This window comes from Uliginosibacterium sp. TH139, from assembly GCF_002855595.1.
GTDB classification, from domain to species: Bacteria; Pseudomonadota; Gammaproteobacteria; order Burkholderiales; family Rhodocyclaceae; genus Uliginosibacterium; species Uliginosibacterium aquaticum.
The window spans coordinates 59566-81508 of the sequence record NZ_PKRR01000006.1 but is presented as its reverse complement, the minus strand read 5'-3'; the positions used below and the strand labels follow the sequence as shown (position 1 = coordinate 81508).

The 21943-nt window shown below is 62.0% G+C and carries 17 protein-coding genes, 2 tRNA genes and 1 riboswitch; of the genes, 8 read left to right on the top strand and 11 right to left on the bottom strand.

Annotated features, from left to right (window positions below; all coding sequences use genetic code 11):
- The first annotated feature begins 9 nt into the window (after positions 1 to 9).
- Genes C0V76_RS14345 through zapD form a run of 3 tightly spaced genes read left to right on the top strand, consistent with a single transcriptional unit; the run spans position 10 to position 2167 of the window.
- Positions 10 to 726 (top strand): SPOR domain-containing protein, encoded by a 717-nt coding sequence (locus tag C0V76_RS14345; protein WP_101943299.1) that lies wholly within the window; start codon positions 10 to 12, stop codon positions 724 to 726.
- Positions 704 to 1351 (top strand): dephospho-CoA kinase, encoded by a 648-nt coding sequence (gene coaE / locus C0V76_RS14340; protein ID WP_254048253.1) that lies wholly within the window; start codon positions 704 to 706, stop codon positions 1349 to 1351. The genes C0V76_RS14345 and coaE overlap by 23 nt, the downstream gene beginning before the upstream one ends.
- Positions 1352 to 1411: 60 nt before the next feature.
- Positions 1412 to 2167 (top strand): cell division protein ZapD, encoded by a 756-nt coding sequence (zapD, locus tag C0V76_RS14335; protein WP_101943298.1) that lies wholly within the window; start codon positions 1412 to 1414, stop codon positions 2165 to 2167.
- Between the two features lie 110 nt (positions 2168 to 2277).
- Here zapD and C0V76_RS14330 read toward each other — a convergent pair.
- The 7 genes from C0V76_RS14330 to C0V76_RS14300 form a co-directional block, all read right to left on the bottom strand.
- Positions 2278 to 2353, bottom strand: a tRNA-Lys gene (locus C0V76_RS14330).
- Between the two features lie 26 nt (positions 2354 to 2379).
- A tRNA-Lys gene (locus C0V76_RS14325) sits at positions 2380 to 2455 on the bottom strand.
- 69 nt (positions 2456 to 2524) lie between these two features.
- Positions 2525 to 3361 carry a methylenetetrahydrofolate reductase [NAD(P)H] gene (gene metF / locus C0V76_RS14320; RefSeq protein WP_101943297.1) on the bottom strand — a complete coding sequence of 279 codons (837 nt, stop codon included), beginning with the start codon at positions 3359 to 3361 and terminating at the stop codon, positions 2525 to 2527.
- A gap of 9 nt (positions 3362 to 3370) precedes the next feature.
- A complete protein-coding gene (locus C0V76_RS14315) occupies positions 3371 to 4210 on the bottom strand; it encodes a TlyA family RNA methyltransferase (protein WP_101943296.1) in 840 nt (279 codons plus the stop codon).
- Positions 4211 to 4254: 44 nt separating this feature from the next.
- Entirely contained in the window at positions 4255 to 5667 is a 1413-nt protein-coding gene (gene ahcY / locus C0V76_RS14310) for an adenosylhomocysteinase (RefSeq protein WP_101943295.1), read from the bottom strand.
- A 68-nt stretch (positions 5668 to 5735) separates the two neighbouring features.
- Positions 5736 to 5840, bottom strand: a riboswitch (S-adenosyl-L-homocysteine riboswitch).
- A 69-nt stretch (positions 5841 to 5909) separates the two neighbouring features.
- Positions 5910 to 8138 carry an EAL domain-containing protein gene (locus tag C0V76_RS14305; RefSeq protein ID WP_101943294.1) on the bottom strand — a complete coding sequence of 743 codons (2229 nt, stop codon included), beginning with the start codon at positions 8136 to 8138 and terminating at the stop codon, positions 5910 to 5912.
- Positions 8139 to 8313: 175 nt separating this feature from the next.
- Positions 8314 to 9858, bottom strand: a complete 1545-nt coding sequence (locus tag C0V76_RS14300) for a phospholipase D family protein (RefSeq protein ID WP_101943293.1) — start codon at positions 9856 to 9858, stop codon at positions 8314 to 8316.
- Between the two features lie 270 nt (positions 9859 to 10128).
- Here C0V76_RS14300 and C0V76_RS14295 point away from each other — a divergent pair, with 270 nt between their 5' ends.
- On the top strand, positions 10129 to 10716 hold the full coding sequence (locus C0V76_RS14295; protein WP_101943292.1) for a hypothetical protein: 588 nt from the start codon (positions 10129 to 10131) through the stop codon (positions 10714 to 10716).
- 66 nt (positions 10717 to 10782) lie between these two features.
- On the opposite strand, the gene C0V76_RS14290 is transcribed toward C0V76_RS14295, so the two are convergent.
- The 3 genes from C0V76_RS14290 to cphA (C0V76_RS14280) all read right to left on the bottom strand — a co-directional run bounded on the left by C0V76_RS14290 (position 10783) and on the right by cphA (C0V76_RS14280) (position 16051).
- A complete protein-coding gene (locus tag C0V76_RS14290; RefSeq protein ID WP_101943291.1) occupies positions 10783 to 11241 on the bottom strand; it encodes a DUF2846 domain-containing protein in 459 nt (152 codons plus the stop codon).
- 65 nt (positions 11242 to 11306) lie between these two features.
- Entirely contained in the window at positions 11307 to 13877 is a 2571-nt protein-coding gene (gene cphA / locus C0V76_RS14285) for a cyanophycin synthetase (protein ID WP_101943290.1), read from the bottom strand.
- Positions 13878 to 13903: 26 nt separating this feature from the next.
- A complete protein-coding gene (gene cphA, locus C0V76_RS14280) occupies positions 13904 to 16051 on the bottom strand; it encodes a cyanophycin synthetase (RefSeq protein ID WP_101943415.1) in 2148 nt (715 codons plus the stop codon).
- 282 nt (positions 16052 to 16333) lie between these two features.
- Between cphA (C0V76_RS14280) and C0V76_RS14275 the strand changes: the two genes are divergently transcribed.
- From C0V76_RS14275 to C0V76_RS14260, 4 genes are read left to right on the top strand one after another with little or no spacing between them, the layout of a single operon-like run.
- Positions 16334 to 18586 carry an ABC transporter ATP-binding protein gene (locus C0V76_RS14275; protein WP_101943289.1) on the top strand — a complete coding sequence of 751 codons (2253 nt, stop codon included), beginning with the start codon at positions 16334 to 16336 and terminating at the stop codon, positions 18584 to 18586.
- Positions 18583 to 19062, top strand: a complete 480-nt coding sequence (locus C0V76_RS14270) for a DUF1854 domain-containing protein (RefSeq protein WP_101943288.1) — start codon at positions 18583 to 18585, stop codon at positions 19060 to 19062. The genes C0V76_RS14275 and C0V76_RS14270 overlap by 4 nt, the downstream gene beginning before the upstream one ends.
- Positions 19059 to 19457: a hypothetical protein gene (locus tag C0V76_RS14265; protein ID WP_101943287.1), complete on the top strand. Its 399-nt coding sequence runs from the start codon at positions 19059 to 19061 to the stop codon at positions 19455 to 19457. The genes C0V76_RS14270 and C0V76_RS14265 overlap by 4 nt, the downstream gene beginning before the upstream one ends.
- On the top strand, positions 19454 to 20413 hold the full coding sequence (locus C0V76_RS14260) for a CapA family protein (protein WP_101943286.1): 960 nt from the start codon (positions 19454 to 19456) through the stop codon (positions 20411 to 20413). The genes C0V76_RS14265 and C0V76_RS14260 overlap by 4 nt, the downstream gene beginning before the upstream one ends.
- 115 nt (positions 20414 to 20528) lie before the next feature.
- On the opposite strand, the gene lysA is transcribed toward C0V76_RS14260, so the two are convergent.
- On the bottom strand, positions 20529 to 21767 hold the full coding sequence (lysA, locus tag C0V76_RS14255) for a diaminopimelate decarboxylase (protein ID WP_101943285.1): 1239 nt from the start codon (positions 21765 to 21767) through the stop codon (positions 20529 to 20531).
- Between the last annotated feature and the right edge of the window lie 176 nt (positions 21768 to 21943).

Sequence of the window (21943 nt, the reverse complement as noted above, 5' to 3'; positions counted from 1 at the left end):
AATCCCACCATGCAGATCCTCCGCACCTTCTTCTACCTGCTGCTCGCCATCAATATCGTGCTGACCCTGTTCAGCGGCCTCGGCTTGGCAGGCGTCCAGGCGCCCTGGCAAACCGGCGGTGAAGCCGAGCGCCTGAAGCGCCAACTCTCTGCCGACAAGATCATTCTGCTCAACACCGGCCCCGCAGCCTCGCTTGCTTCCGCTTCGCCGCAGTCCGTGCCGGTAAGCCCCCCCGCTCCGGCGGCCGTCACCAGCAATCCGGATGCAGCAGCATGCGTGGCATTAAAGCACCTCGGGGCAGACGACGTTGCCCAGATCACGACCATCGCCAGCCCGCTCGGTGAAGCCGTCAAACTCAAGGCCAGCGGCGTGCAGCCAAGCTCTTACTGGGTCAATATCCCGCCTGGTGGCGGCAAGGATGGCGCCGCCAGGCGCGGAGAAATCCTGGCCAAGGCAGGCATTACTGATTACATCATCGTGCGTGAAGCCGGCCCCAACCAGTTCGCCATCTCGCTGGGCCTTTTCCGCAGTGAAGAGGCCGCGAAACGCCTGATCGAACAGCTGCAGAAGAAGAATGTGAAAACCGCGCGCATCACCGTGCGCGACAACACCAACTTTGCGGCTAGGGTTGAAGTGCGCGGCAGCGCCGGCAAGGTTCTGCCGCTGGTGGAGGACCTCATGTCCCGCCTCAAGGAAGCCCAGCGTGAAGATTGCCAGCCAGGCTGAGCAAGCACACGCCTGCGTCATCGGACTCACTGGCGGCATTGCCTGTGGCAAAAGCACTGTAGCGGAGCTTTTCACGGCTCACGGCGCCGGGCTCGTCGACACAGACCGGATTGCCCACCAACTCACAGCGCCCCGCGGGGCCGCCATGCCCGCTATCGTCGCCAGCTTCGGTGCGGACATGCAGCGCCCGGATGGCGGACTGGACCGCGCCGCGATGCGAGCCCTGGTGTTTGCCGAACCATCCCGCCGCACCGAGCTCGAAGCCATTCTGCACCCCCTTATCCGCAGCGCCGGCCTCGCGCAGCTGAAATCCTGCGCCGCCCCTTACGTGTTGCTGGCAGTCCCGCTTCTGGTAGAAACCGGCCACTATCTGCCGCTATGCCGGCGTGTGCTGCTCGTCGACTGTGCGGAAGATATACAGCTTCAGCGCGTCATGGCACGCAGCGGCCTGGCGGAAGCAGAGGCGCGCCGGATCATCGCAAGCCAGGCCACGCGTGCTGCACGTCTTGCCGTCGCGGATGACGTTCTCGACAACTCGGGCTCACCTGCCGCGCTTCCCGCACAGGTTGCCAAGCTGCATGCACACTATCTGCAGCTGGCAGCTCAGCCCAATCAGAATCCTTGATGATATGATGCGGGCACTCCAACGCCTGCAAAGCACACATCTTCCCGGTAGCGGCCAGCGGTGATCACCTACGAATACCCTCTCGGCGAACGCATCCGCACTCTGCTGCGGCTGGAAGACCTCTTCGACAAGGTCCTGCACTTCTCCCTTGCCGACGGCCCTTACGAACACCACACAGCCCTTCTGGCGCTATTCGAGATTCTCGACGTTGCCGGTCGTGCCGATCTGAAAGTTGATCTGGTTCAAGAGCTTGAGCGTCAGCGTCAGATCCTGCTCGCCTTCCGCGACAATCCGCAGATTTCCGAAGAAGCTCTGTCCGGCGCGCTCTATGAGATCGAGCAGGCCAGCAGTGCGCTGCTGTCCATGGCAGGCCGCATCGGTCAGTATCTGCGAGAGTCAGAGTGGCTGATGGCAATTCGCTCGCGCACGGCCATCCCGGGAGGCGCTTGTGAATTCGATCTGCCCTCCTACCACTTCTGGCTCAATCGGGATTTCCAACTGCGCAGGCACGATCTGACAACTTGGCTCAATCCCATGCTGCCGATTCGCGATGGCCTCACCATCGTGCTACGCCTGCTGCGTGAAAGCGGGCGCTCCGAAAGCCAGCTCGCCAAGCGCGGCAGCTACCAGATCATGATGACCGGCCGCAGTGCCCAACTGGTTCGCGTACGTCTTGCGCGTGAAATCAGCGCCGTCCCAGAGATCAGCGCCAACAAATATGCGTTCAACATCCGCTTCGTAGCCCCGGATGTCATCTCCCGTCCACGCCAGTCCGAAGCCGACATTCCTTTCGAGCTGACCTTCTGCAGTCTCTGAGCAAGGCCAAAGCAACGCGTATAAAAAAGCCCGATATTGATCGGGCTTTTTTTACTGACATATCCATAATGTAAAAAACCCAGTCCGAAGACTGGGCTTTTTACATATTTTGGTAGGGGCAGTAGGATTCGAACCTACGACCAATTGATTAAGAGTCAACTGCTCTACCAACTGAGCTATACCCCCAAAATCTGTTTCGCTTCTTCTACGAGTGGTAGGCCGTGCGGGATTCGAACCTGCGACCAACGGATTAAAAGTCCGCTGCTCTACCAACTGAGCTAACGACCCGCCGAAAGCGAAGAATCAAAATTATAGAAAGCTATTCTGATCCTGTCAAACACTTTTTACGCCAAAGTTTCAGGCGAGACCCAGGCGCTGACATAGCTCTCGGGTCAGTCCTGTCTGATTCAGCGTATAGAAGTGCAGGCTTGGTGCCCCACCCGCAATCAGGCGCTCGCACAGACCGGTGACCACATCCAGGCCGAAGGCACGCACGCTTTCAGCATCATCACCAAAACCTTCAAACTTGCGGCGCATCCACTGCGGGATTTCTGCACCACAGCTCTCGGAGAAACGAGCGAGCTTGCTGAAGCTGGCGATCGGCATGATGCCCGGTACGATTGGAATACGGACCCCCGCCTCTCGCGCCGCATCGCAGAAGGTGAAATAGGCATCTGCATTGTAGAAATACTGGGTGATCGATGAATCGGCGCCAGCATTAACCTTATTCACGAAAGCCTTGAGGTCAGCCTCGTAGCTGCGGGCCTGGGGGTGAATTTCGGGATAGGACGCAACTTCCAGAAAGAACTCTTCACCAGATTCCTTGCGGATGAATTCGACCAGTTCGTTGGCGTAACGGAACTCGCCCGGGTCGGCCATACCGGAAGGCAGATCTCCACGCAGCGCAACGATGCGTTTCACGCCCATTTCCCGGAATTCAGCGAGGTGATCGCGGATGCTGGCCTGGGTGGAGCCGATGCAGGAAAGATGTGGGGCGGCGTCGATGCCGGCAGCACGGATCTCGCGCACAACTTCAAGGGTACGGTCACGCGTGGAGCCACCTGCACCGTAGGTCACGGAAATGAACTCCGGGCCCAACGCCGCCAGTTCGGTGCGCACGCCACGCAGCTTTTCCACACCCTCCGCCGTTGCCGGCGGGAAGAATTCGAGACTGAATTCAAGTTTCTTGCTCATGTTCTTTCCTCAGGTCTGCGCTTTGCGAGCGAAGACGAAAAATTCGCGATTGCCATCGCCGCCTGTGATCGGGCTATCGCACCAGATCAGCACGTCCAATTCAGCGACCTGACAGGCCGAGCGGATGCGCGCTTCGACCGCCGGATACAACGAAGGGTCGCGCACGATGCCCCCTTTGCCAAGGGCTTGAGGCCCCAGTTCGAACTGAGGCTTGACCAGCGCCAGCACGCGCCCATTTTCCGCCATCAGAGACGGCCATTGCGGCAGCAGGAGCGTCAGCGAAATGAAGCTCGCATCACAAACGATCAGATCAAAACCCGCTTTCGGCATGCGCTCGCCTAATTGGGCTGCGTGCAGATCACGGGCATTCAGGCCCTCGATCGTGCTGCAGCGAGGCTCACCATGCAAGCGCGGGTGAAGCTGGTCATGGCCGACCTCGATGCCCAGCACACTGGCCGCACCAGCCTGCAACAAGCAATCCGTAAAGCCGCCGGTGCTCTGACCGAGATCCAGGCAATGCAAGCCAGTCACATCCAGCCCGACGCTGCTCAGCGCGCCAGCCAACTTGAGGCCGCCTCGCGACACATAGCGATCCGCCTCGTCGGGTTCAATCAGGATTTCAGCCGTGCTCGGAATTGACTCGGATGCCTTGCGTACTATCTTCACGCCCCCCAGATCCTGCCAGCTCACCCGGCCGGCCCCGATCATGCGCTGCGCAGTCGTGCGAGACTCTGCCAGACCACGCTCGACCAGCAACTGGTCGGCGCGTGGTGCGATGCGCTCCGGCATTGCCGATTCAGCAAGCGGAGTAGTCTTGAGTCGCGAATGGCGGCCGTGAAAGGAGTCCATGGGGCAGGCCCGCACCGGCTTGCGCCGGCGCGGTTCAAGGTCGCTCAGTAACGGTAGTGATCAGCCTTGTACGGACCTTCAACCGGCACGCCAATGTAGGCAGCCTGATCGGGGCGCAGCACGGAGAGCTGGGCGTTGAGCGTCTTCAGTTGCAGGCGCGCGACCTTCTCATCCAGATGCTTGGGCAGGGTGTACACGCCCACTGGATATTCGGCGGTACGCGTGAACAGTTCGATCTGCGCGATGGTCTGGTTGGCGAAGCTTGATGACATCACGTAGCTCGGGTGGCCCGTGCCACAGCCCAGGTTCACCAAACGGCCCTTAGCCAGCAGGATGATGCGCTTGCCGTCCGGGAAGATGACGTGATCGACTTGCGGCTTGATCTCTTCCCACTGGTACTTCTCCAGCGAAGCGACATCGATTTCGTTGTCGAAGTGTCCGATGTTGCAGACGATGGCGTTGTTCTTCATCGCAGCCATGTTGTCATGGGTGATGACGTGGAAGTTGCCGGTGGTGGTCACGAAGATATCGGCCTTGTCGGCGGCATATTCCATGGTCACCACGCGATAGCCTTCCATGGCGGCCTGCAGGGCGCAGATCGGGTCGATTTCGGTGACCCACACCTGGGCCGACAGCGCACGCATGGCCTGGGCGCAGCCCTTGCCCACGTCGCCGTAGCCAACGATCACGGCAACCTTGCCGGCAATCATCACATCGGTGGCGCGCTTGATGCCATCCACCAGCGACTCGCGGCAGCCGTAGAGGTTGTCGAACTTGCTCTTGGTGACCGAGTCATTGACGTTGATCGCCGGGAACTTCAGTTCGCCACGCGCATGCATCTGGTACAGGCGGTGCACGCCGGTGGTGGTTTCTTCGGTCACGCCTTTGATGGCCGCCAGGCGCACGGAATACCAGCTCGGATCAATCGCCAGCTTGGCCTTGATCGCGGCAAACAGGATGGTTTCTTCTTCGGAACCCGGCTTGCTGATGACCGACAGATCCTTCTCGGCGCGAGCGCCCAGATGCAACAGCAGAGTCGCGTCGCCGCCGTCATCCAGAATCATGTTGGAGTAGCCGCCATCGGCCCACTCGAAGATGCGATGGGTGTAATCCCAGTAGTCGACCAGCGTTTCGCCCTTGACGGCGAAGACCGGGATGTTCGCGGCGGCAATTGCGGCGGCGGCGTGATCCTGGGTCGAGAAGATGTTGCACGAGGCCCAGCGCACTTCGGCGCCGAGCGCAGTCAGCGTCTCGATCAGCACGGCGGTCTGGATGGTCATGTGCAGCGAGCCGGTGATGCGCGCGCCCTTGAGCGGCTGGGCCTTCGCGAATTCTTCGCGAATAGCCATCAGGCCCGGCATTTCGGTTTCGGCAATGAGGATCTCCTTGCGGCCCCAGTCGGCCAGCTTGAGATCGGCAATCACGTAATCATTGAATTGAGCCACGATGTTCTCCATGAACAGGTGGCCGAGCGGGAGGGGAGCTTACAGAGGGGCTCACCGTCTTCCCGTGCCCGGCACGGTTGAACAGGTGAGCGCAGTTGAATCCTGCCGAGCTTGGCGCTGGCGAAACTCCGAGCCTGGGATCGTGGGTAGAAGCACCCAACGCTCTCGCAGCGCTCCTCGGAGAGTCCGGATTATAGGCAGGAAGTTTGGCCGGCGCCAGAAAGCCATGGCGCGGCCACATTCTCTGACAATACTCAGGCGCGTGACTTCAACCAGCGATAGAGCTCTGCCACCGGCATCGGCCGGCCATACAGATAACCTTGCGCCTCACGGCAGCCCAGGCGCCCAAGGATCTGGGCTTGTGCCTCGGTTTCCACGCCTTCCGCAATGACCTCCTTGCCCAGACGCTGGCCGAGCTGGATCACCACGCCGGCAATACTCGCATCCGCCTCTTCCTCGCTGAGATCGTGAACGAACGCCTTGTCGATCTTCAGGCGATTGAATGCCAGCTGCTTGAGCTGCGCGAGACAGGAATAACCGGTACCGAAATCATCCACAGCCAGTTGCACCCCCATCGTACGCAAGGCTTCCAGTGCCTCTCGCACATAGGCGGAATCCTCCATCGCAATCGATTCGGTGATTTCGAGTTCCAGATAATGCGCATCCATACCGCTGGCACCGACGATCTGGCGCAATTCACTGAGAAATGACGGATTGCGGAACTGGACCGCCGACACATTGACCGCCATGCGCACACCGGTATGCCCTTCGGCGTGCAGACGGGCCAGCAAAGAGCAGGCTTCACGCAGCACGAAAAAGCCCAGCTCGCGAATCAGGCCGGACTGCTCAGCCACCGGGATGAAGCGATCCGGCGGAATCACGCTGCCATCCTCTGTACGCCAACGCATCAGGGCTTCCAGACCGATCAGGCGCTGATCTTCCAGTGACACCTGAGGCTGGAACACCACATATAGCCCGTCGCCCTGCAGCGCATGGCGCAAACCATTGAGCAGGCGCACCCGCTCATGGGTCTGCGAGGTGAGTGCCGGGTCATACCAGGCGAGTTGGCCACGCTGATAGGTCTTGGCATAACGCAGGGCCTGGAAAGCGGCTTCCAGCATTTCCCCCCCCCCTTGCGCCTCTACGTCTCCCAGGCGGGTAAAACCGACCGTAACAGAGACCATGCTTTCCTCGCCCCCCACAGTGAACGGCTCCGCAAACAGGGGCAGCACGAATTCCGGTGTAATGCGGCGCTCAGCCCCCAGCACGGCAAAGATGTCCGCCGAGATGCGCGCCACCATGACTTCGGGCGTAGCGGAGGCCCGCAGGCGCGCCGTAATGCCGCGCAGCAGTTCATCGCCGAAAGCGTGGCCGAGGGTTTCGTTGATCTCGCCGAAGGCATCGATATCGATCAGGGCCAGCGAGAGGCCAGACGTCTGGCCTGCGACCAGGCAGCGCCCCAGCTCCTCGCCGAGCGCGCGCCGGTTCGGCAATCCGGAGAGGCGGTCGTGATAAGCGTCGTGCTGCAGTTGGTGCAGCAGGCTGCGGTTGTCCAGGCAGGAAGCAAAATGCCCGGCAAAGACATCGATCACTCCGGGGTCAACCGATTCCGGGTCCGGCACTTGAAGATCCAGGTAGAGGCACAACACTGCGCCAGGGTGGCTCCGGATGCACAAGGCTGCACCCCGCGCACCCCAGGCAACGCCATGCCCGCTCAAACTTTGCAGGCAGCAGGCCAAGGCTTCAGCCGCCTCACTGGCATTCAGGGAGCGCCCGGCACGGCCGGCATGCTGCCCCTCGGCCACCAGCAAGGGCAGCAGGCCCAGGCTGTCGGGGCGGGTAGCCGTCAGTGCAAAACCAGACAAGCCGGTATCGAGCAATTGGGCAAAATGGGCCAGCACGCCACGCGCAAAGGCCGCCTCATCCACCTGCATCATCAGCTCGTCACCGGCTTCAATAATGCGCCGCAGTTGCTCGCGCCCCTGGGCAATAGCACGAATCTGGCGATAGGTACGAATGGCCGAGGACAGGCAGGTATACACATGGCCGCGCGTCAGCTGGGCCTTAGTCCGGTAATCGTTGATGTCGTATTCGCGGATCGCGGTGATTTCTGGCGCGAAGCCCGGCTGGCCTGTGTGCAAGATGATGCGGGTGTCGTTCAGCCCCAGCTCGTTGCGGATCACGCGCACAAGTTCAAGGCCGGCCTGCTCATGCTCCATCACCACGTCAAGCATGATCACTGCCACATCACGCTCACGCTCGAGTATTTCACGTGCTTCGCGGGCGGTATAGGCGTGCAGCCACTCGATGCGCCCTTCGAGCACCGGCAGGTTATTCATGGCGAAAGCAAGGGACTGATGGACGCCCTCGTCGTCGTCCACAATCAGGCAGCGCCAGCTTTTCAGGCGCTTGGGTACTTCCCCGGCAGTCTCATCCTCAGCGAACAGGAGTGGTCCTTCCAGTCCTGCCTGGTTTTCTTGCACGCAAGCACTCCTCCAGCGGCAGCTGGCCGCCCTTCAGGATGGGTCTACGACTAATGGCGTAAATTCTGAAGCCGCAAGCCGACATGCGCAATCGGCATCAGCCCCAACCAAACGCCATGAAGTATATAGCCACCCATTAACACTTTAGTAGCAAGGGGGTTCGTCATCACAAGCATCACAACAGTGACTCAATCGGTAGCAGCCCCAGCAGCCAGACGCTGAAGCGGCGCAGTGAGCTCGCCTGTGGCTCACGCGTGTGACGCACCTCACCTGCCGGAGTCCGCTCCACCCATACGATCCCTTTCCCGTCTGCCGCCAGCTCGAGCCGCCAGGCCACGGCGTCCAGTTCATCCTCCAGTCCACTTGAGAGCTCCTCGGCCATCGCCGGGCTCTCGCACAGCAGGCCGATCTCGGTATTGAGTTTCACCGAGCGCGGATCCAGATTCAGCGAACCGATGAACACCGAGCTCCGATCAAAAACGAAGGTCTTGGCGTGCAGCGAAGCGCGTGAAGAACCTAGATACATGTGGGTATGCTTGCGCTCACCGTCCGGGTCCGACTCCGGACGCATTTCGTACAGGTGCACGCCGGCAGCCAGCAGTTCCTTGCGATAGCGCTCATAACCGGCGTGCACCGCAGCCACATCGCTGGCCGCCAGCGAATTGGTCAGTACGGTCACCCGTATGCCACGCGCAGTGAGGCCTCGAAACCACTCCAGTCCAGCCTTGCCCGGCACAAAGTAGGGCGATACGAGCAAGACTTCCTCTGCAGGCTGAACCAACGAATAGCCAAACTGGGTGATCAGGGTGCCGGCAATGTTGCCCGGCGGACGGCTGATCTTGTCCGGATCATCCTGCAGGACGCGGGCATCACCGCGGTGAAAAGTGATCGGTGCATCGCCAAACCAGGTCGCCAGAATGCTGCTGCCAAGCTGCGCATAGGGGCTATCGCGCTGTGTGCTCAGAAAGCCAGTCAGGTCACGGCGCAGGGCATCGAGTTCATCGGGGCCCGCCACGTCGTTCAGAAGATCCTCGATCGGAATGGCCGCCGGAGAATCCCAGTACCGCTGAAAGGAGTCCTGTAATTCCGACAGCACCGGGCCAAAGGTCAGCACATCGAGATCACCGAAGGCTATCTCGTTCGAGGCCCCGAAATACTCATCACCAATATTGCGCCCACCCACGATGGCCATCTTGTGATCGGCCAGGAAAGCCTTGTTATGCATGCGCCGGTTGATGCGCGAGAAGTCCTGCACCATGCCCAGGGTACGGAAGGAGCGTGAACTGACGGGGTTGAACAGGCGGATTTCCACCAGCGGATGCGCATCCAGCGCAAGCAGTAGTTTGTCATTGGCGCTGCTCCCCACATCATCCAGCAGCACGCGAACCCTTACACCCCGATCGGCTGCTTCGAGCAATGCCTGGGTCAACAGTCGCCCCGTAAGATCATCGCGCCAGATGTAGTACTGCAGGTCCAGCGAGCGTCCGGCGGTGCGGGCCAGCATCAGGCGGGCCAGCAGCGCCTCGACACTCTCGGGGAGCAAACGGAAGGCATTCAGTTGTGGGCTCGTACCCAGTTCCTGTTCCGCCAATTGCTCCAGCCGGGTTGGCTCGTTGGGCTCCGGCAAGGGCAGTTCGCTACGCGCAGGATCGCGGCGCGGCGTGGCACATGCACCAATGAGCAACATGCACGCCAGCAGCACACCACGCAAGAGCTTCATTGCGCGCCACCTGGCTTCAGCTCGGAACAAGGGGCTGCGGCGGCCCGTGTTGCATAGCACAGCAGCATCAGACGCAAGGCGAGTCGGGCAGATCCTGGCATGAGAACTCTCCGATGGCCAGGCGCGGCAGGCAGCCGCCCCTGCGGGCAAAAAATACGAATCTGATCCATGCTATGTTCCCATGGATCGTAGCGCCATACGCTGGCCATCAAGGCATTCAACGATGCGCCAGTGCTTCCCGTTTTTCACCCTGACTACAAGGATCGCCACATGCGTGCTCTCTGCACTATCTCCCTGCTCACCGTTGCCCTCTTCGCCACGCCGATCCTCGCTGCCGAGCCGACAGCAGCCAGCGTGCCTGGTGGCGGCATGGCGGTTTCTGCCAAGTTCGAAGCAACAGTGGTCACCGTCAACCTGAAATCCCGCAAGGTGACCCTGCGCAGCAAAGATGGCGAGACTTTCGATCTGGTCGCCGGTGCGGAAGCTCGTAACCTGGACAACCTGCGCGCAGGTGATCAGGTCAGTGCCGAGTACTTTGAAGCCATTGCCATGCAGCTCAAGAAAGTCAAAGGCGAAGCCCACACCACGGCTGGGGCTATGGTCGGCCGGACCCCCAAGGGCAAGAAGCCGGGTGCCCTGTTCGAACGCGAAGTGCAGTTCGTGGCAGATGTGATTGCCGTGGATAGCGTCAAGAAACTCGTGACCGTAAAGGGCGCCGCTGGCCGCATCGTGGAACTCAAGGTGGAAGATCCGGCCAAGCTGGCGGAAGTGAAGGTCGGTGATCAGGTCGAAGGCGTGTTCAGCCAGGCTCTGGCCATCACCGTCACGGCGCAGGCAGCCCCCAAAACCAAGAAGTAATTCGCCTCGCCGCAGAACGCGAAAAGAGCGCCCGCGGGCGCTCTTTTTCGTTGACGTGCCGTCCCCTCAGGGGGTGAGCGGATAGACCGGCGAAAGCAGCAGTTGGCTGCTCTTGATCGCCTCGCGCGCCTCGGCCTCACTCGCCTCTCGCAACGAACTGCGGTAGTTCATGGGCGATTCGATCGCCTCCAGCAGCACGAAGTAATTGCGCCCGGCCAGCACATTCAACTCCAGGATCGTCTCGCGCTCACGCTTGGCCTGCAGGCGATAAGTACCCGGGGAGACTTCAAGCGGCAGATAACTGCGGCCCGTGAGCGTGCCGACTACGGCACCATTCACCCGCAACTCTTCGCTGAGACTACTGAGATTGCGATATACATAGATGCGGGCGCGGGCCGGATGCACTGCAAAAGTTTTGGCCTGTGTATCCATCTGCGGGGTACCGGCAACAGGAATCCGCGGTGTGGAACAGGCAAGCAGCAAAAGCCCGGACACCAACAGAGCACTCAGATGCTTGATCTTCATGATCGCCCTCCAGAAAGCTGAAAGGCGGCCGAGGCCGCCCTTGATGCTCGCGCCTTGATTTGTGCTTACTGCGCCGCCACACGCTGGCGAATATGCGCCAGCGCTTCTTCGACCTGATCGATCAGGATCAGGCACAGATCGCCCGCCTGAAGCAGTTCCAAAGCCCGGTCGATCGCGATGAACTCGCCATTGATCTCCTCGACCACGGCAGTACGCACAGCCCCCTTGAGCCCTTCGCGCAAGAGGCCGATCACTTCACCATCGGCACGACCGCGCTGACAGGCATCCTGGTACAGGATCACACCATCAAACGCAGCGCCGAGGATTTCGGTTTGCTGACGAATGTCTTCATCGCGGCGATCCCCAGCACCCGAGATCACTACCGAGCGACGCTTGGCCGGCATGGCCTCGACAGCCTTGACCAGCGCCAGCATGGCGTCCGGGTTATGGCCATAGTCAGCAATAATGGTCGCACCCTTGTAATCGAAGACGTTGAAACGCCCTGGCGCGTTATCGCTATCGGCCACGAAACTGGCCAGACCCGCGCGGATCACATCCCACTCAAGACCGACGCCCCAAGCCGCTGCCACCGAGGCCATCACGTTCTCAACCTGGAAGCTGATCGTGCCATCACGCGTGATCGGCACGCCGGCCAGCGAGATGCGCTGTGATTTCTTGCCTTCGGTACACACGATGGCGTCGTTCTCGACATACACCACGCGCTTGCCCTGAGCGCGATGGGTAGCCATCACCGGGTTATTGCGATCCGCGGCGAAGTAGATGATCTGGCCCGGGCAATTGGCCGCCATGCCGGCCACGATGGGGTCGGCAGCATTGAGCACGGCGTAACCATTGTCAGCCACGTTCTGCACGATCACGCGCTTGAGCACGGCCAGATCATCCAGGGTGGTGATGTAGTTCAGCCCGAGGTGATCGCCCATGCCGATGTTGGTGACGACGGCCACCTTGCAACGATCAAAAGCGAGGCCTTCGCGCAGCAAGCCACCGCGCGCGGTTTCAAACACGGCGGCATCCACATCCGGATGCATCAGCACGCTGCGCGCACTACGCGGACCGGAGCAATCACCGCTGTCGATCTGCTTGCCCTGCACATACACGCCATCAGTATTGGTCATGCCAGTACGCAGACCACTCTTGATCAGCAGGTGAGCAATCAGGCGCACGGTGGTGGTCTTGCCATTGGTGCCGGTCACCGCCACCACCGGAATGCGGCCGTCATCGCCCGGTGCAAACATGGTGGAGATCACCGCCTCGCCCACGTTACGGCCCTTGCCGTAAGAGGGCGACAGGTGCATACGCAGGCCCGGCGCGGCATTCACTTCGACGATACCGCCAGACTGCTCTTCAAGCGGCCGCAGCACGCTATCGCACACCACATCCACACCACAAATATCGAGGCCAACCATCTGCGCGGCAGCCACCGCGCGCGCGGCCATGTCCGGATGTACATCATCGGTCACATCGGTAGCCGAGCCGCCGGTAGACAGATTGGCGTTGTTGCGCAGGATCACCCGCTGACCCTTGGCTGGAATGCTCTCGGCATTGAGCCCTTGGTCGGCGAGCTTGGACAGTGCAATGTCATCAAAACGGATCTTGGTCAGCGAGGTGGCATGGCCGGTGCCACGACGCGGATCCTTGTTCACCTCTTCAACCAGCTGACGCACTGTGTGCGTACCATCGCCAATCACCAGCGGCGGCTCGCGACGCGCGGCGGCAACCAGCTTGTCGCCCACCACCAGCATGCGGAAATCATGGCCAGGCAGGTACTTCTCGACCAGCACTTCATCGCTGATTTCGTTGGCCGCGCGATAGCCGATCTCGAACTGTTCGCGGGTGGTGATGTTCACCGCCACACCCTTACCCTGATTGCCGTCCTGCGGCTTTACCACCACCGGGAAGCCGATCTCGTTGGCTGCAAGCCAGGCGTCTTCCAGGCCAGTGGCCGGGCGTCCCTTGGGCACTGGCACGCCGGCAGCTTCAAGCAGCTTCTTGGTGAGATCCTTGTCCTGCGCAATGGATTCCGCGATCGCACTGGTGGAATCGATCTCGGCCGCCTGGATGCGACGCTGCTTGCTGCCCCAGCCGAACTGCACCAGGCTGCCGGTCGTGAGGCGGCGGAAGGGAATATTGTGGGCCACAGCGGCATACACGATGGAGCCGGTAGAGGGGCCAAGGCGCTCGTCTTCGTCCAGCTCACGCAACTCGGCCAGCGCCGCTTCCACATCGAACTCGCCGCCATGAGCAGCGGCATGCACGAGCTGCTGAGCCAGTTCGAACGCACGCTTGCCGACCGCCTCCTCGCTGTACTCCGCCACAACCAAGTACACCCCGATCTCGGTCGTAGTGGTAGTTCGGCTAAAGGTTACCGGACAGCCAGCCTGAGCCTGCAAACCAAGCGCAGCGAACTCCAGGGCATGAGCCATGGATTGAGTTTCACCGTGATCGGTGGAACGGATCTCGCCGATCTGCGGAAACAGCTCGCGCAGGCGGGCATCAAAACCGGGCAGGTCTGCCAGCGAACGCTCGCCGGGCTCACAGGTTACGATGGCTTCGATGGCGGTGTGACGGCTCCACAGATTGGGGCCACGCAGCGCACGGATGCGGGAAACTTCCATTGAACGTATTCCTGTTGTTTCCGGCCTCAGCGGGCCAGGCTGGCTTCGAAGCTCTCGATGCCGCTATTGATCAGATCCGGCGAAATACCCAGCGCCCAAGCGGCGGCCACTGCCGCCAGTTCGGCGCCAAGCGCTCGGCCGGCCGGCAAATCGCTGGCCTGCACCTGACGCTTGTCACCACTGGCCAGCACCAGCTGACCAGCCTCGGCATACACCGCGCGGCCACCTGCGGCCAGATGCGCGGCTAGTGCGGGCGCCGAACCACTACTGGCGTAGAACACCACCTCGCCATCGCACAGCTCGGCCAGTCCGGCTACTTCAGGGTCATCGGCATTGAGCACGGCTGTGCCAGATTCGCTCACTACGTCGACCTGGGTGCGCAGCACATTGCGCACCTGCTCCAGCTCACGCACATCGAAAGCTTCCAGCTCGGGCAGCACGCGGATGCTGGTCAGCACCCCCACATCACAACGGTCGTAAGGCAGACCTTCGCTGAGGATGTTGGCCGCAGGCGTCTCAAACACTGCCGCATCGACCTGGCGATTCATCAGCAGGCGCTGACCTGCGGCGAAATTGGCGCTATCGCAACGCTCGACGGCACGCTGATCGAGGAACAAGCCCTCACGGCAGGCGAGGCCGGCATGGTAGCCCCCCACATGGAGCAGCCAGCCGAGCAGACGGGCGATGCGGGTACTGTCGTCGCACCCCGCAACCCCCACCACCGGAATGCGGCCATCATTACCCTCGCCCGGGAACAGGTGGGCCACGATGGCTTCCCCCACCGGGCGCGGCTGCCCCTGGGCCGGCTTCAAATGCATCAGCAAGCTGGGGCCTGCATTCACTTCAACGATCGCACCACCGGTTTTCTCCAGCGGCAGCGATACATCTTCGGTCACCAGATCAATACCTGCGATATCCAGCCCGACGATGCGCGCGGCCAGCGAGGCGGCGGCGGCGACTTCAGGGTGAACTTCGTCGGTGCAATCAATCGACACATTGCCGTTGCGTTGCACGGTGAGTTTGCGCCCGGCTGCCAGCACCGATTCGGGAGTGCAGCCCTGGCGCTCGATCAGGAGCTGCATGGTGCGGTCGGAATCGATCTTGATGGTTTCGAGCGGGAACTCCTCGGCTTCGCCGCGCCGCGGATCGGTATTGAGCTGGCTGTCGATCAGCTCGCGCACGCTCGACTTGCCATCGCCGGTCACGAAAATATTCTCGCCACGCCCGGCCGCCACCAGCTTGCCGCCCACCACCAGCAGACGGTGTTCATTGCCACGGATGAAGCGCTCGACGATCACGTCACTGCCTTCGGCATCCGCCACCGGGAAGGCGGCTTTCACCTCGTCCTCAGTCATCAGCTCGAGCGATACGCCGCGCCCATGATTGGCGTCGGAAGGCTTCACGACCACCGGCAGGCCGATGTCCTGCGCGGCCTCCCAGGCTTCCTCAGGGCTATTCACGATCTGGCCTTCAGGCACCGAAACACCGCAAGGCACCAGCAGGCTCTTGGTCAGATCCTTGTCGCTGGCAATGCTTTCGGCGATCGCGCTGGTACGGTCGGTTTCGGCCGTCCAAACGCGGCGCTGGCGGCAGCCCCAGCCGAGCTGGACCAGATTGCCATCAGTCAGGCGGATCGAGGGAATGCTGGCATCGGTGGCTGCATCCACAATGCAGGCCGTGGAGGGGCCGAGGCACAGGGAGTCGGCCAGATCATGCAGACGGGCGATGTTTCCGGGCACGTCGAAGGGCTTGTCCTCGATCGCTGCCATCACCAGATCGCGTGCCGCTTCGAGGCAGGCAATGGTCACATCCTTCTGGCGCGAGCGCACCACCACTTTGTACACGCCGCGCTGCGAAGTGCTCCGCGCCTTGCCAAAGCTGGTGCGCTGGCCCGCCTGGGTCTGCAATTCAAGCGTGACGTGTTCAAGGATGTGCGCCGGCCAGGTGCCCTCCTGCACGCGGCGCAGGAAGCCGCCGCGCTCGCCGTAGCTGCACTTGTGCTCGATCAGCCCAGGCAGCCAGGCCGACAGGCGCTCGTAGAAACCGGGAATCGTGTTGGAGGGGCAGTCTTCGAGATCGCCAATATCGACGAGGGCCTCGACGGCCGGGCGGTAGGTCCAGATATTGGGGCCGCGCAAATATTGCACGCCGAGGATGCGGATGTCTTTGCTCATGTCAGCCATGTAGTGGGCGGGTGCCTGCCGGCTTCCGCCAATGTCCGGTAAACGACGCAGGCAGCGAAAGGTTTACGAACGGGCACGAAGTACACCCGGCCGGACAAGGCGGACACCTGCCACGATCCCTGTAAACTTGAACCAGCCTGCAGCGTTTATCATCCTCTGCCCGGCCGATCCCGCCTTGCCAGCGGCGAGTTTACCGGACTTCCGTGCCGGCCGGCGCCCCGCATCCGGCCCGCTGCTGACAAAAAACTGACACCACTGCACCTGACAAACACAATGCTGCTGCCGATTTCCGAGCCCAAGCTCCCTGCCATCTGGCAAGCCGACGCCCTCGCCCGCCTGATGCCCGGTGAAACCGTACTGGCCGTACTTGAACTGGATCTCGACGCCCGCCTGCAGTTTGCACGTGGCCTGCTGCTGCTCACGCCCCGCCGCCTGCTGGCCTGCAGCCCGGACCAATCCTGGCAGGAGTGGCCGCTCGCAGCCAGCCTCACCCTACGCCACTCGGATCATGCCGGCGTCGGCTCGCTGGAACTGGTCGATGCCAGTGGCCGCCTCGCCCACTGGCGCTACACCTTGAGCCAGAACCTCGCTGCACTGAGGCTGATCAGCGAATTCGAGCGCCATATCGAAGCGCTCCTCACCGGCCAGCCGCCGGCCACGCCGGAAGAAGAAGTCTGTGCCACCTGCAAGGCGCCACTGCCACCGGGCGAAGACGAATGCCCGATCTGCGCGCGCGAGCTGCATGAAGCGCCTTCCACCTGGACCCTGTTCCGCCTGTGGCGCTTCGCCAAGCCTTACCGCTGGCAGCTGATCTCGGGTTTCGCGCTGATGACTGGCGCCACCGCCGCCACGCTGGTGCCGCCTTATCTGACCATGCCGCTGATGGACAAGGTGCTGATTCCTTACCAGAACGGCCAACCCATCAATACCGCGCTCGAGATCAAGCTGCTCGCCGGCCTCTTCGGCGCTGCCCTGCTTTCCTGGCTGCTAGGCTGGGCCAAGACCTACATTCTGGCACTGGTGTCCGAACGCATTTCGGCCGATCTGCGCACCACCACCTACGAGCATCTGATTAAGCTGTCGCTCGAATACTTCGGCGGCAAGCGCACCGGCGACCTGATGGCGCGGATCGGTTCGGAATCGGACCGCATCAGCGTATTCCTCTCGCTGCATGCGCTGGATTTCATCACCGATGTGCTGATGATCGCCATGACCACGGCAATCCTGTTCTCGATCAATCACTGGCTGGCCATCGTTACCCTGCTGCCGCTGCCGCTGATCATGTGGATGATCCACACCGTACGCGACCGCCTGCGCACTGGCTTCGAAAAAATCGACCGGGTGTGGGGCGAAGTCACCAACATCCTCGCCGACACCATCCCCGGCATCCGCGTGGTGAAGGCCTTCGCGCAGGAGAAACGCGAGACCCAACGTTTTCGCGAAGCCAATGCCCACAACCTGGCGGTGAATGACAAGATCAACAAAACCTGGTCGCTGTTCTCACCCAGCGTCACCCTGCTCACCGAAATCGGTCTGCTCGTGGTGTGGGCCTTCGGCATCTGGCAGGTCTCACACAACGACATCACGGTCGGCGTGCTGGTGGCCTTCCTCGCCTATATCGGGCGCTTCTACACCCGACTCGACTCGATGAGCCGCATCGTCTCGGTGACGCAAAAGGCTGCCGCCGGTGCCAAGCGCATCTTCGATATTCTCGATCACGTCTCCAGCGTGCCCGAGCCAACGAAACCGGTGCCGCTGCCCAGCGTGCAAGGCAGCATCCAGATGCGCGACATCGGTTTCCGCTACGGCAACCGCTCAGTGATCCGCAACCTTTCGCTGGACATCAAGCCTGGCGAAATGATCGGTCTGGTCGGCCATTCCGGCTCAGGCAAGAGCACGCTGGTCAACCTGATCTGCCGCTTCTACGACGTATCGGAAGGCGCGATCATGATCGACGGCGTGGACATCCGCAGCGTCGCCATCGCCGATTTTCGCCGCAATATCGGTCTGGTGCTGCAGGAGCCCTTCCTGTTCTTCGGCACCATCGCCGAGAACATCGCCTACGGCAAACCCGAAGCCACCCGCGCCGAAATCATCGCCGCCGCGCGCGCCGCCCACGCTCACGAGTTCATCTTGCGGCTGCCGCAAGGCTACGATTCCATCGTCGGCGAGCGCGGCCAGGGCCTCTCCGGCGGCGAGCGCCAGCGGGTGTCGATTGCCCGGGCGCTGCTGATCGACCCGGCGATCCTGATCATGGACGAAGCCACCTCGGCCGTGGATACCGAGACCGAGAAGGAAATCCAGCGCGCGCTGGATAACCTCGTACAAGGCCGCACCACCATCGCGATTGCCCACCGCCTGTCCACCCTGCGCAAGGCGGATCGCCTGGTGGTGATGGACCGTGGCCAGATTGTCGAAGTCGGCAACCACGATGAACTGATGGCCGCCGAGGGCGCTTACTGGCGCCTGTATCAGGCCCAGCTGCGCAATGCCGAACAGAATCTTCTCGAAGGAGGCGAAGCATGAGCGCCCCGCTGAATGTCAGTTTCAAGCTTGAACGCAACGCCTTCGGCCAGCTCGTACTCACCGATGCCAATGGCGTACGCCATGAAGGCGTGACGCCCGTGCGCGCCAACCCGATCTCTGCGCCACTCGAAGGCATTGCGCTGATGAGCACGGAAGGCCACGAAGTCGCCTGGATCGAACTGCTCGCCTGGGTGCCGGCTGAGTTACGCGCGCTGATCGAGGAAGAACTCAGCACGCGCGAGTTCATGCCCGAGATCCAGCGCTTGAACACAGTCTCCAGCTTCGCCACGCCCAGCACCTGGGAAGTGGAAACGGATCGCGGCACGGCTAGCTTCGTGCTCAAGGGCGAAGAAGACATCCGCCGCCTGCCCGGCGGCATCCTGCTGATTGCCGATGCGCATGGCATTCAATTCATGATCCGCAAACTGGGTGATCTGGATCGCCACTCGCGCAAGCTGCTGGATCGCTTCCTGTGAGGTGCGCAGCCCTGCTGCTGGCTGTCGCTTGCCAGACGACCATAGCCGCTTCACCCGAGCTGGTCTGCCATTACAGCTACGGCGGCGAAACCCGCAGCGTCCGGCAGCCTCAGCTCGCCAGCGCACAGACGGCCTATACGCAGAAGCCGCTCGCCATCGGCTCCTACTTCCTGTTCCGGCCGGTTTTCGAGCCCACGGAAGTAAAGCTCTACAGCCTCACCGACCACCCGGATGGCCCATTGCCGCTGCATGTGGCGCGCTACGCCTACCCGGCCGCCACGCGTTCGCAAGGCAAGTTCGGCTTCACCGGCGAACAGCGTGTGTATGAACCGATCCGCGACAGCGAGCTGGTCTACTGGTGCGAGATTCAAGGCCCCCGGGAGACTCACCGATGAAGCGCCTGCTCGCCTGTCTGCTACTGCTTACCGGCTCCGTACACGCTGCGGAAACGTTGAGTCTGGTCTTCGCCGGTGACCTCATGCTCGACGACGGCCCCGGGCGCCTCATCGCGCGCGGCGGCGATCCGCTCAAGCCTTTTGAAAGCATCCTGCGGCAGGCGGACTACCGCATCGGCAATCTCGAAACCCCGGTCGCCACAAGCGGCAAGGCCAACGCCAGCAAGATTGTCACCTTCCGCTCGGCGCCGGCCGTACTGAGGTCACTGCAAGGGCGTTTCGATGCGGTGTCGCTGGCCAACAACCATTCTGGCGATTACGGTCAGGCCGCCTTCGTCGAAACCATGACGCTACTGGACGCAGCAGGCATCCGCTATTTCGGCGGCGGCCGCAATCTGGCCGAAGCGCATCGCCCGCTGTGGATCAAACAGAAGGGTCTGAAGATCGCCGTGCTCGCCTACAACGAGTACAAGCCGCGCAGCTTCGAAGCAGGTGCCGACTGGCCCGGCATTGCGTGGAGCGAGGATAGCCGCGTCGTGGCTGACATCCGCGCCGCGCGCAAGGCCGGGGCCGATCTGGTGATCCCCTTCATGCACTGGGGCTGGGAAAACGTGCGCGAAGCCGACGCCCGCCAGCGCCAGCTCGCCCGCCTGATGATCAATGCCGGCGCCGATGCGGTGGTCGGCGGGCATCCGCATGTCACGCAAGGCGCCGAGATCTATCGTGGCAAGCCGGTCATCTACAGCCTCGGCAACTTCGTGTTTGACGGTTTTGACGAGGCCCCCGGCCGCACCGGCTGGCTGCTGCGCCTCACGCTCGACAAGGCTGGCGTCGTGAGTTGGGATGCGGTGGAAGCACGCATGGATGACGACGGCACACCTCACCCAAACCCCGAAGCGAAGACGCCTTGCGGTCAGCGCGGGGATAAAACGCCCCGCCTGTGCAGCACACGCTGATCGAAGGGCAACAGGCACGGGGTCGGCGTGCGACTGAAGCCAGCCTCGAATGCAGAGCTGATTCAGTCCGCCGCCAAGCCCGGTGTGCGGCTGAAGCCGCACCTACAGGCCAAGATCAAGCCTCCAGTGCCAGCAGCTCGTCCATCGTCTGGCGGCGGCGGATCAGCTTCGCAGCCTCGCCCTCCAGCAGCACTTCGGCAATCAGCGGGCGGCTGTTGTAGTTCGAGGACATGCTCGCGCCATAGGCGCCGGTGTCGTGCAGCACCAAGAGATCGCCCACCTCAGCGGCCAGCAGGCTGCGCGTTTCGACCACGCCGCCTTCCGCCTGGGTGAACACGTCACCGGATTCGCACAGCGGGCCGGCCACCACGGACTCGCGCAACGGGCGCTTAGCCACATCGCTACCATCGCGCGGCAGCACGCTGATGGCGTGATAGCTGCCATACATGCTTGGCCTCACCAGTTCGGTGAAACCTGCGTCGACCAGTACGAAGTGGTTTGAACCCACGTCCTTGGTGGCACGCACTTCACTCACGAGCAGACCGGATTCGGCCACCAGATAGCGGCCCGGCTCGATCTCCAGCTTCACCGGATGGCCGAGGTGAGCCTCGACTTCCTTGCGCGCTGCGTCCCACAAGCCGAAGTAGTGAGCGGTATCGATCTGCGCATCGGTGTCGCGATAGGGGATCGACAGGCCGCCGCCGGCCGAGATGGCCTCGATGTCCTGCCCAGCGTCTTTCACCAGCTGCACCATCGCACCGCAGACTCGCTGCAGGTGGCCGTAATCCACCCCGGAACCGATGTGCATGTGGAGGCCGACGAGCTTGAGGCCAAACTCGGCAATCACGGCGAGTGCCGCCGGCAGGTCGGTATGCCAGATGCCGTGCTTGCTGTGCTCGCCGCCGGTGTTGGTCTTGTTGCTGTGGCCGTGGCCGAAGCCCGGATTGATGCGCAGCCACACGCGGTGGCCGCGGGCCTTGGCGCCGAGCTGGCGCAGCATGTCGATCGAGCCGGCGTTCATCGGGATCTCTTCGCGCACCACCAGATCCAGCGTCTCTTCGGTAGCCAGATCGGCGGTGAACACGATCTCGCTCTTGCCATTTTTCGAGCTGAAGCCGGCGACCAAGGCGCGCGCGATCTCGCCCGGCGACACCGCATCCACCACCACGCCCTCTTCGCGCATCAGGCGCAGGATGTGGGTGTTCGAGCAGGCCTTCTGCGCGAAACGGATATGGTCGAAGGCGCGCAGCGCGGCGATGCGCGCGCGAATCACGGCAGCATCGTAAAGCCACAGCGGGGTGCCGAATTCGGTGGCGAGGCGGCCCAGGCGGGCTTGGTCCAAAGGCTTTTGCATGCAGAAAACTCCGTCGAGTTGCCGCAGTTGCGGGCAATGGCCGCAGCGGCTGAAGAGGGGCGAAGCATGTCACCCAAATTCAATTCAGTAAAATACTTAAAAATACACAATCAATCCGTTTTTGATATACAAACCATCAATCAGGGAACCCTCGGGCCTCAGCCGCGTCAGACTTC

Excerpts from the sequence above, each read along its gene's own strand:
- C0V76_RS14275 (WP_101943289.1), top strand. The coding sequence starts at position 16,334 with ATGCTGCTGCCGATTTCCGAGCCCAAGCTCCCTGCCATCTGGCAAGCC.
- metF (WP_101943297.1), bottom strand. The coding sequence starts at position 3,361 with ATGAGCAAGAAACTTGAATTCAGTCTCGAATTCTTCCCGCCGGCAACG.
- C0V76_RS14345 (WP_101943299.1), top strand. The coding sequence starts at position 10 with ATGCAGATCCTCCGCACCTTCTTCTACCTGCTGCTCGCCATCAATATC.
- C0V76_RS14290 (WP_101943291.1), bottom strand. The coding sequence starts at position 11,241 with ATGAAGATCAAGCATCTGAGTGCTCTGTTGGTGTCCGGGCTTTTGCTG.
- C0V76_RS14260 (WP_101943286.1), top strand. The coding sequence starts at position 19,454 with ATGAAGCGCCTGCTCGCCTGTCTGCTACTGCTTACCGGCTCCGTACAC.
- C0V76_RS14270 (WP_101943288.1), top strand. The coding sequence starts at position 18,583 with ATGAGCGCCCCGCTGAATGTCAGTTTCAAGCTTGAACGCAACGCCTTC.
- ahcY (WP_101943295.1), bottom strand. The coding sequence starts at position 5,667 with ATGGAGAACATCGTGGCTCAATTCAATGATTACGTGATTGCCGATCTC.
- C0V76_RS14315 (WP_101943296.1), bottom strand. The coding sequence starts at position 4,210 with ATGGACTCCTTTCACGGCCGCCATTCGCGACTCAAGACTACTCCGCTT.
- cphA (WP_101943290.1), bottom strand. The coding sequence starts at position 13,877 with ATGGAAGTTTCCCGCATCCGTGCGCTGCGTGGCCCCAATCTGTGGAGC.
- C0V76_RS14295 (WP_101943292.1), top strand. The coding sequence starts at position 10,129 with ATGCGTGCTCTCTGCACTATCTCCCTGCTCACCGTTGCCCTCTTCGCC.
- C0V76_RS14300 (WP_101943293.1), bottom strand. The coding sequence starts at position 9,858 with ATGAAGCTCTTGCGTGGTGTGCTGCTGGCGTGCATGTTGCTCATTGGT.
- cphA (WP_101943415.1), bottom strand. The coding sequence starts at position 16,051 with ATGAGCAAAGACATCCGCATCCTCGGCGTGCAATATTTGCGCGGCCCC.
- lysA (WP_101943285.1), bottom strand. The coding sequence starts at position 21,767 with ATGCAAAAGCCTTTGGACCAAGCCCGCCTGGGCCGCCTCGCCACCGAA.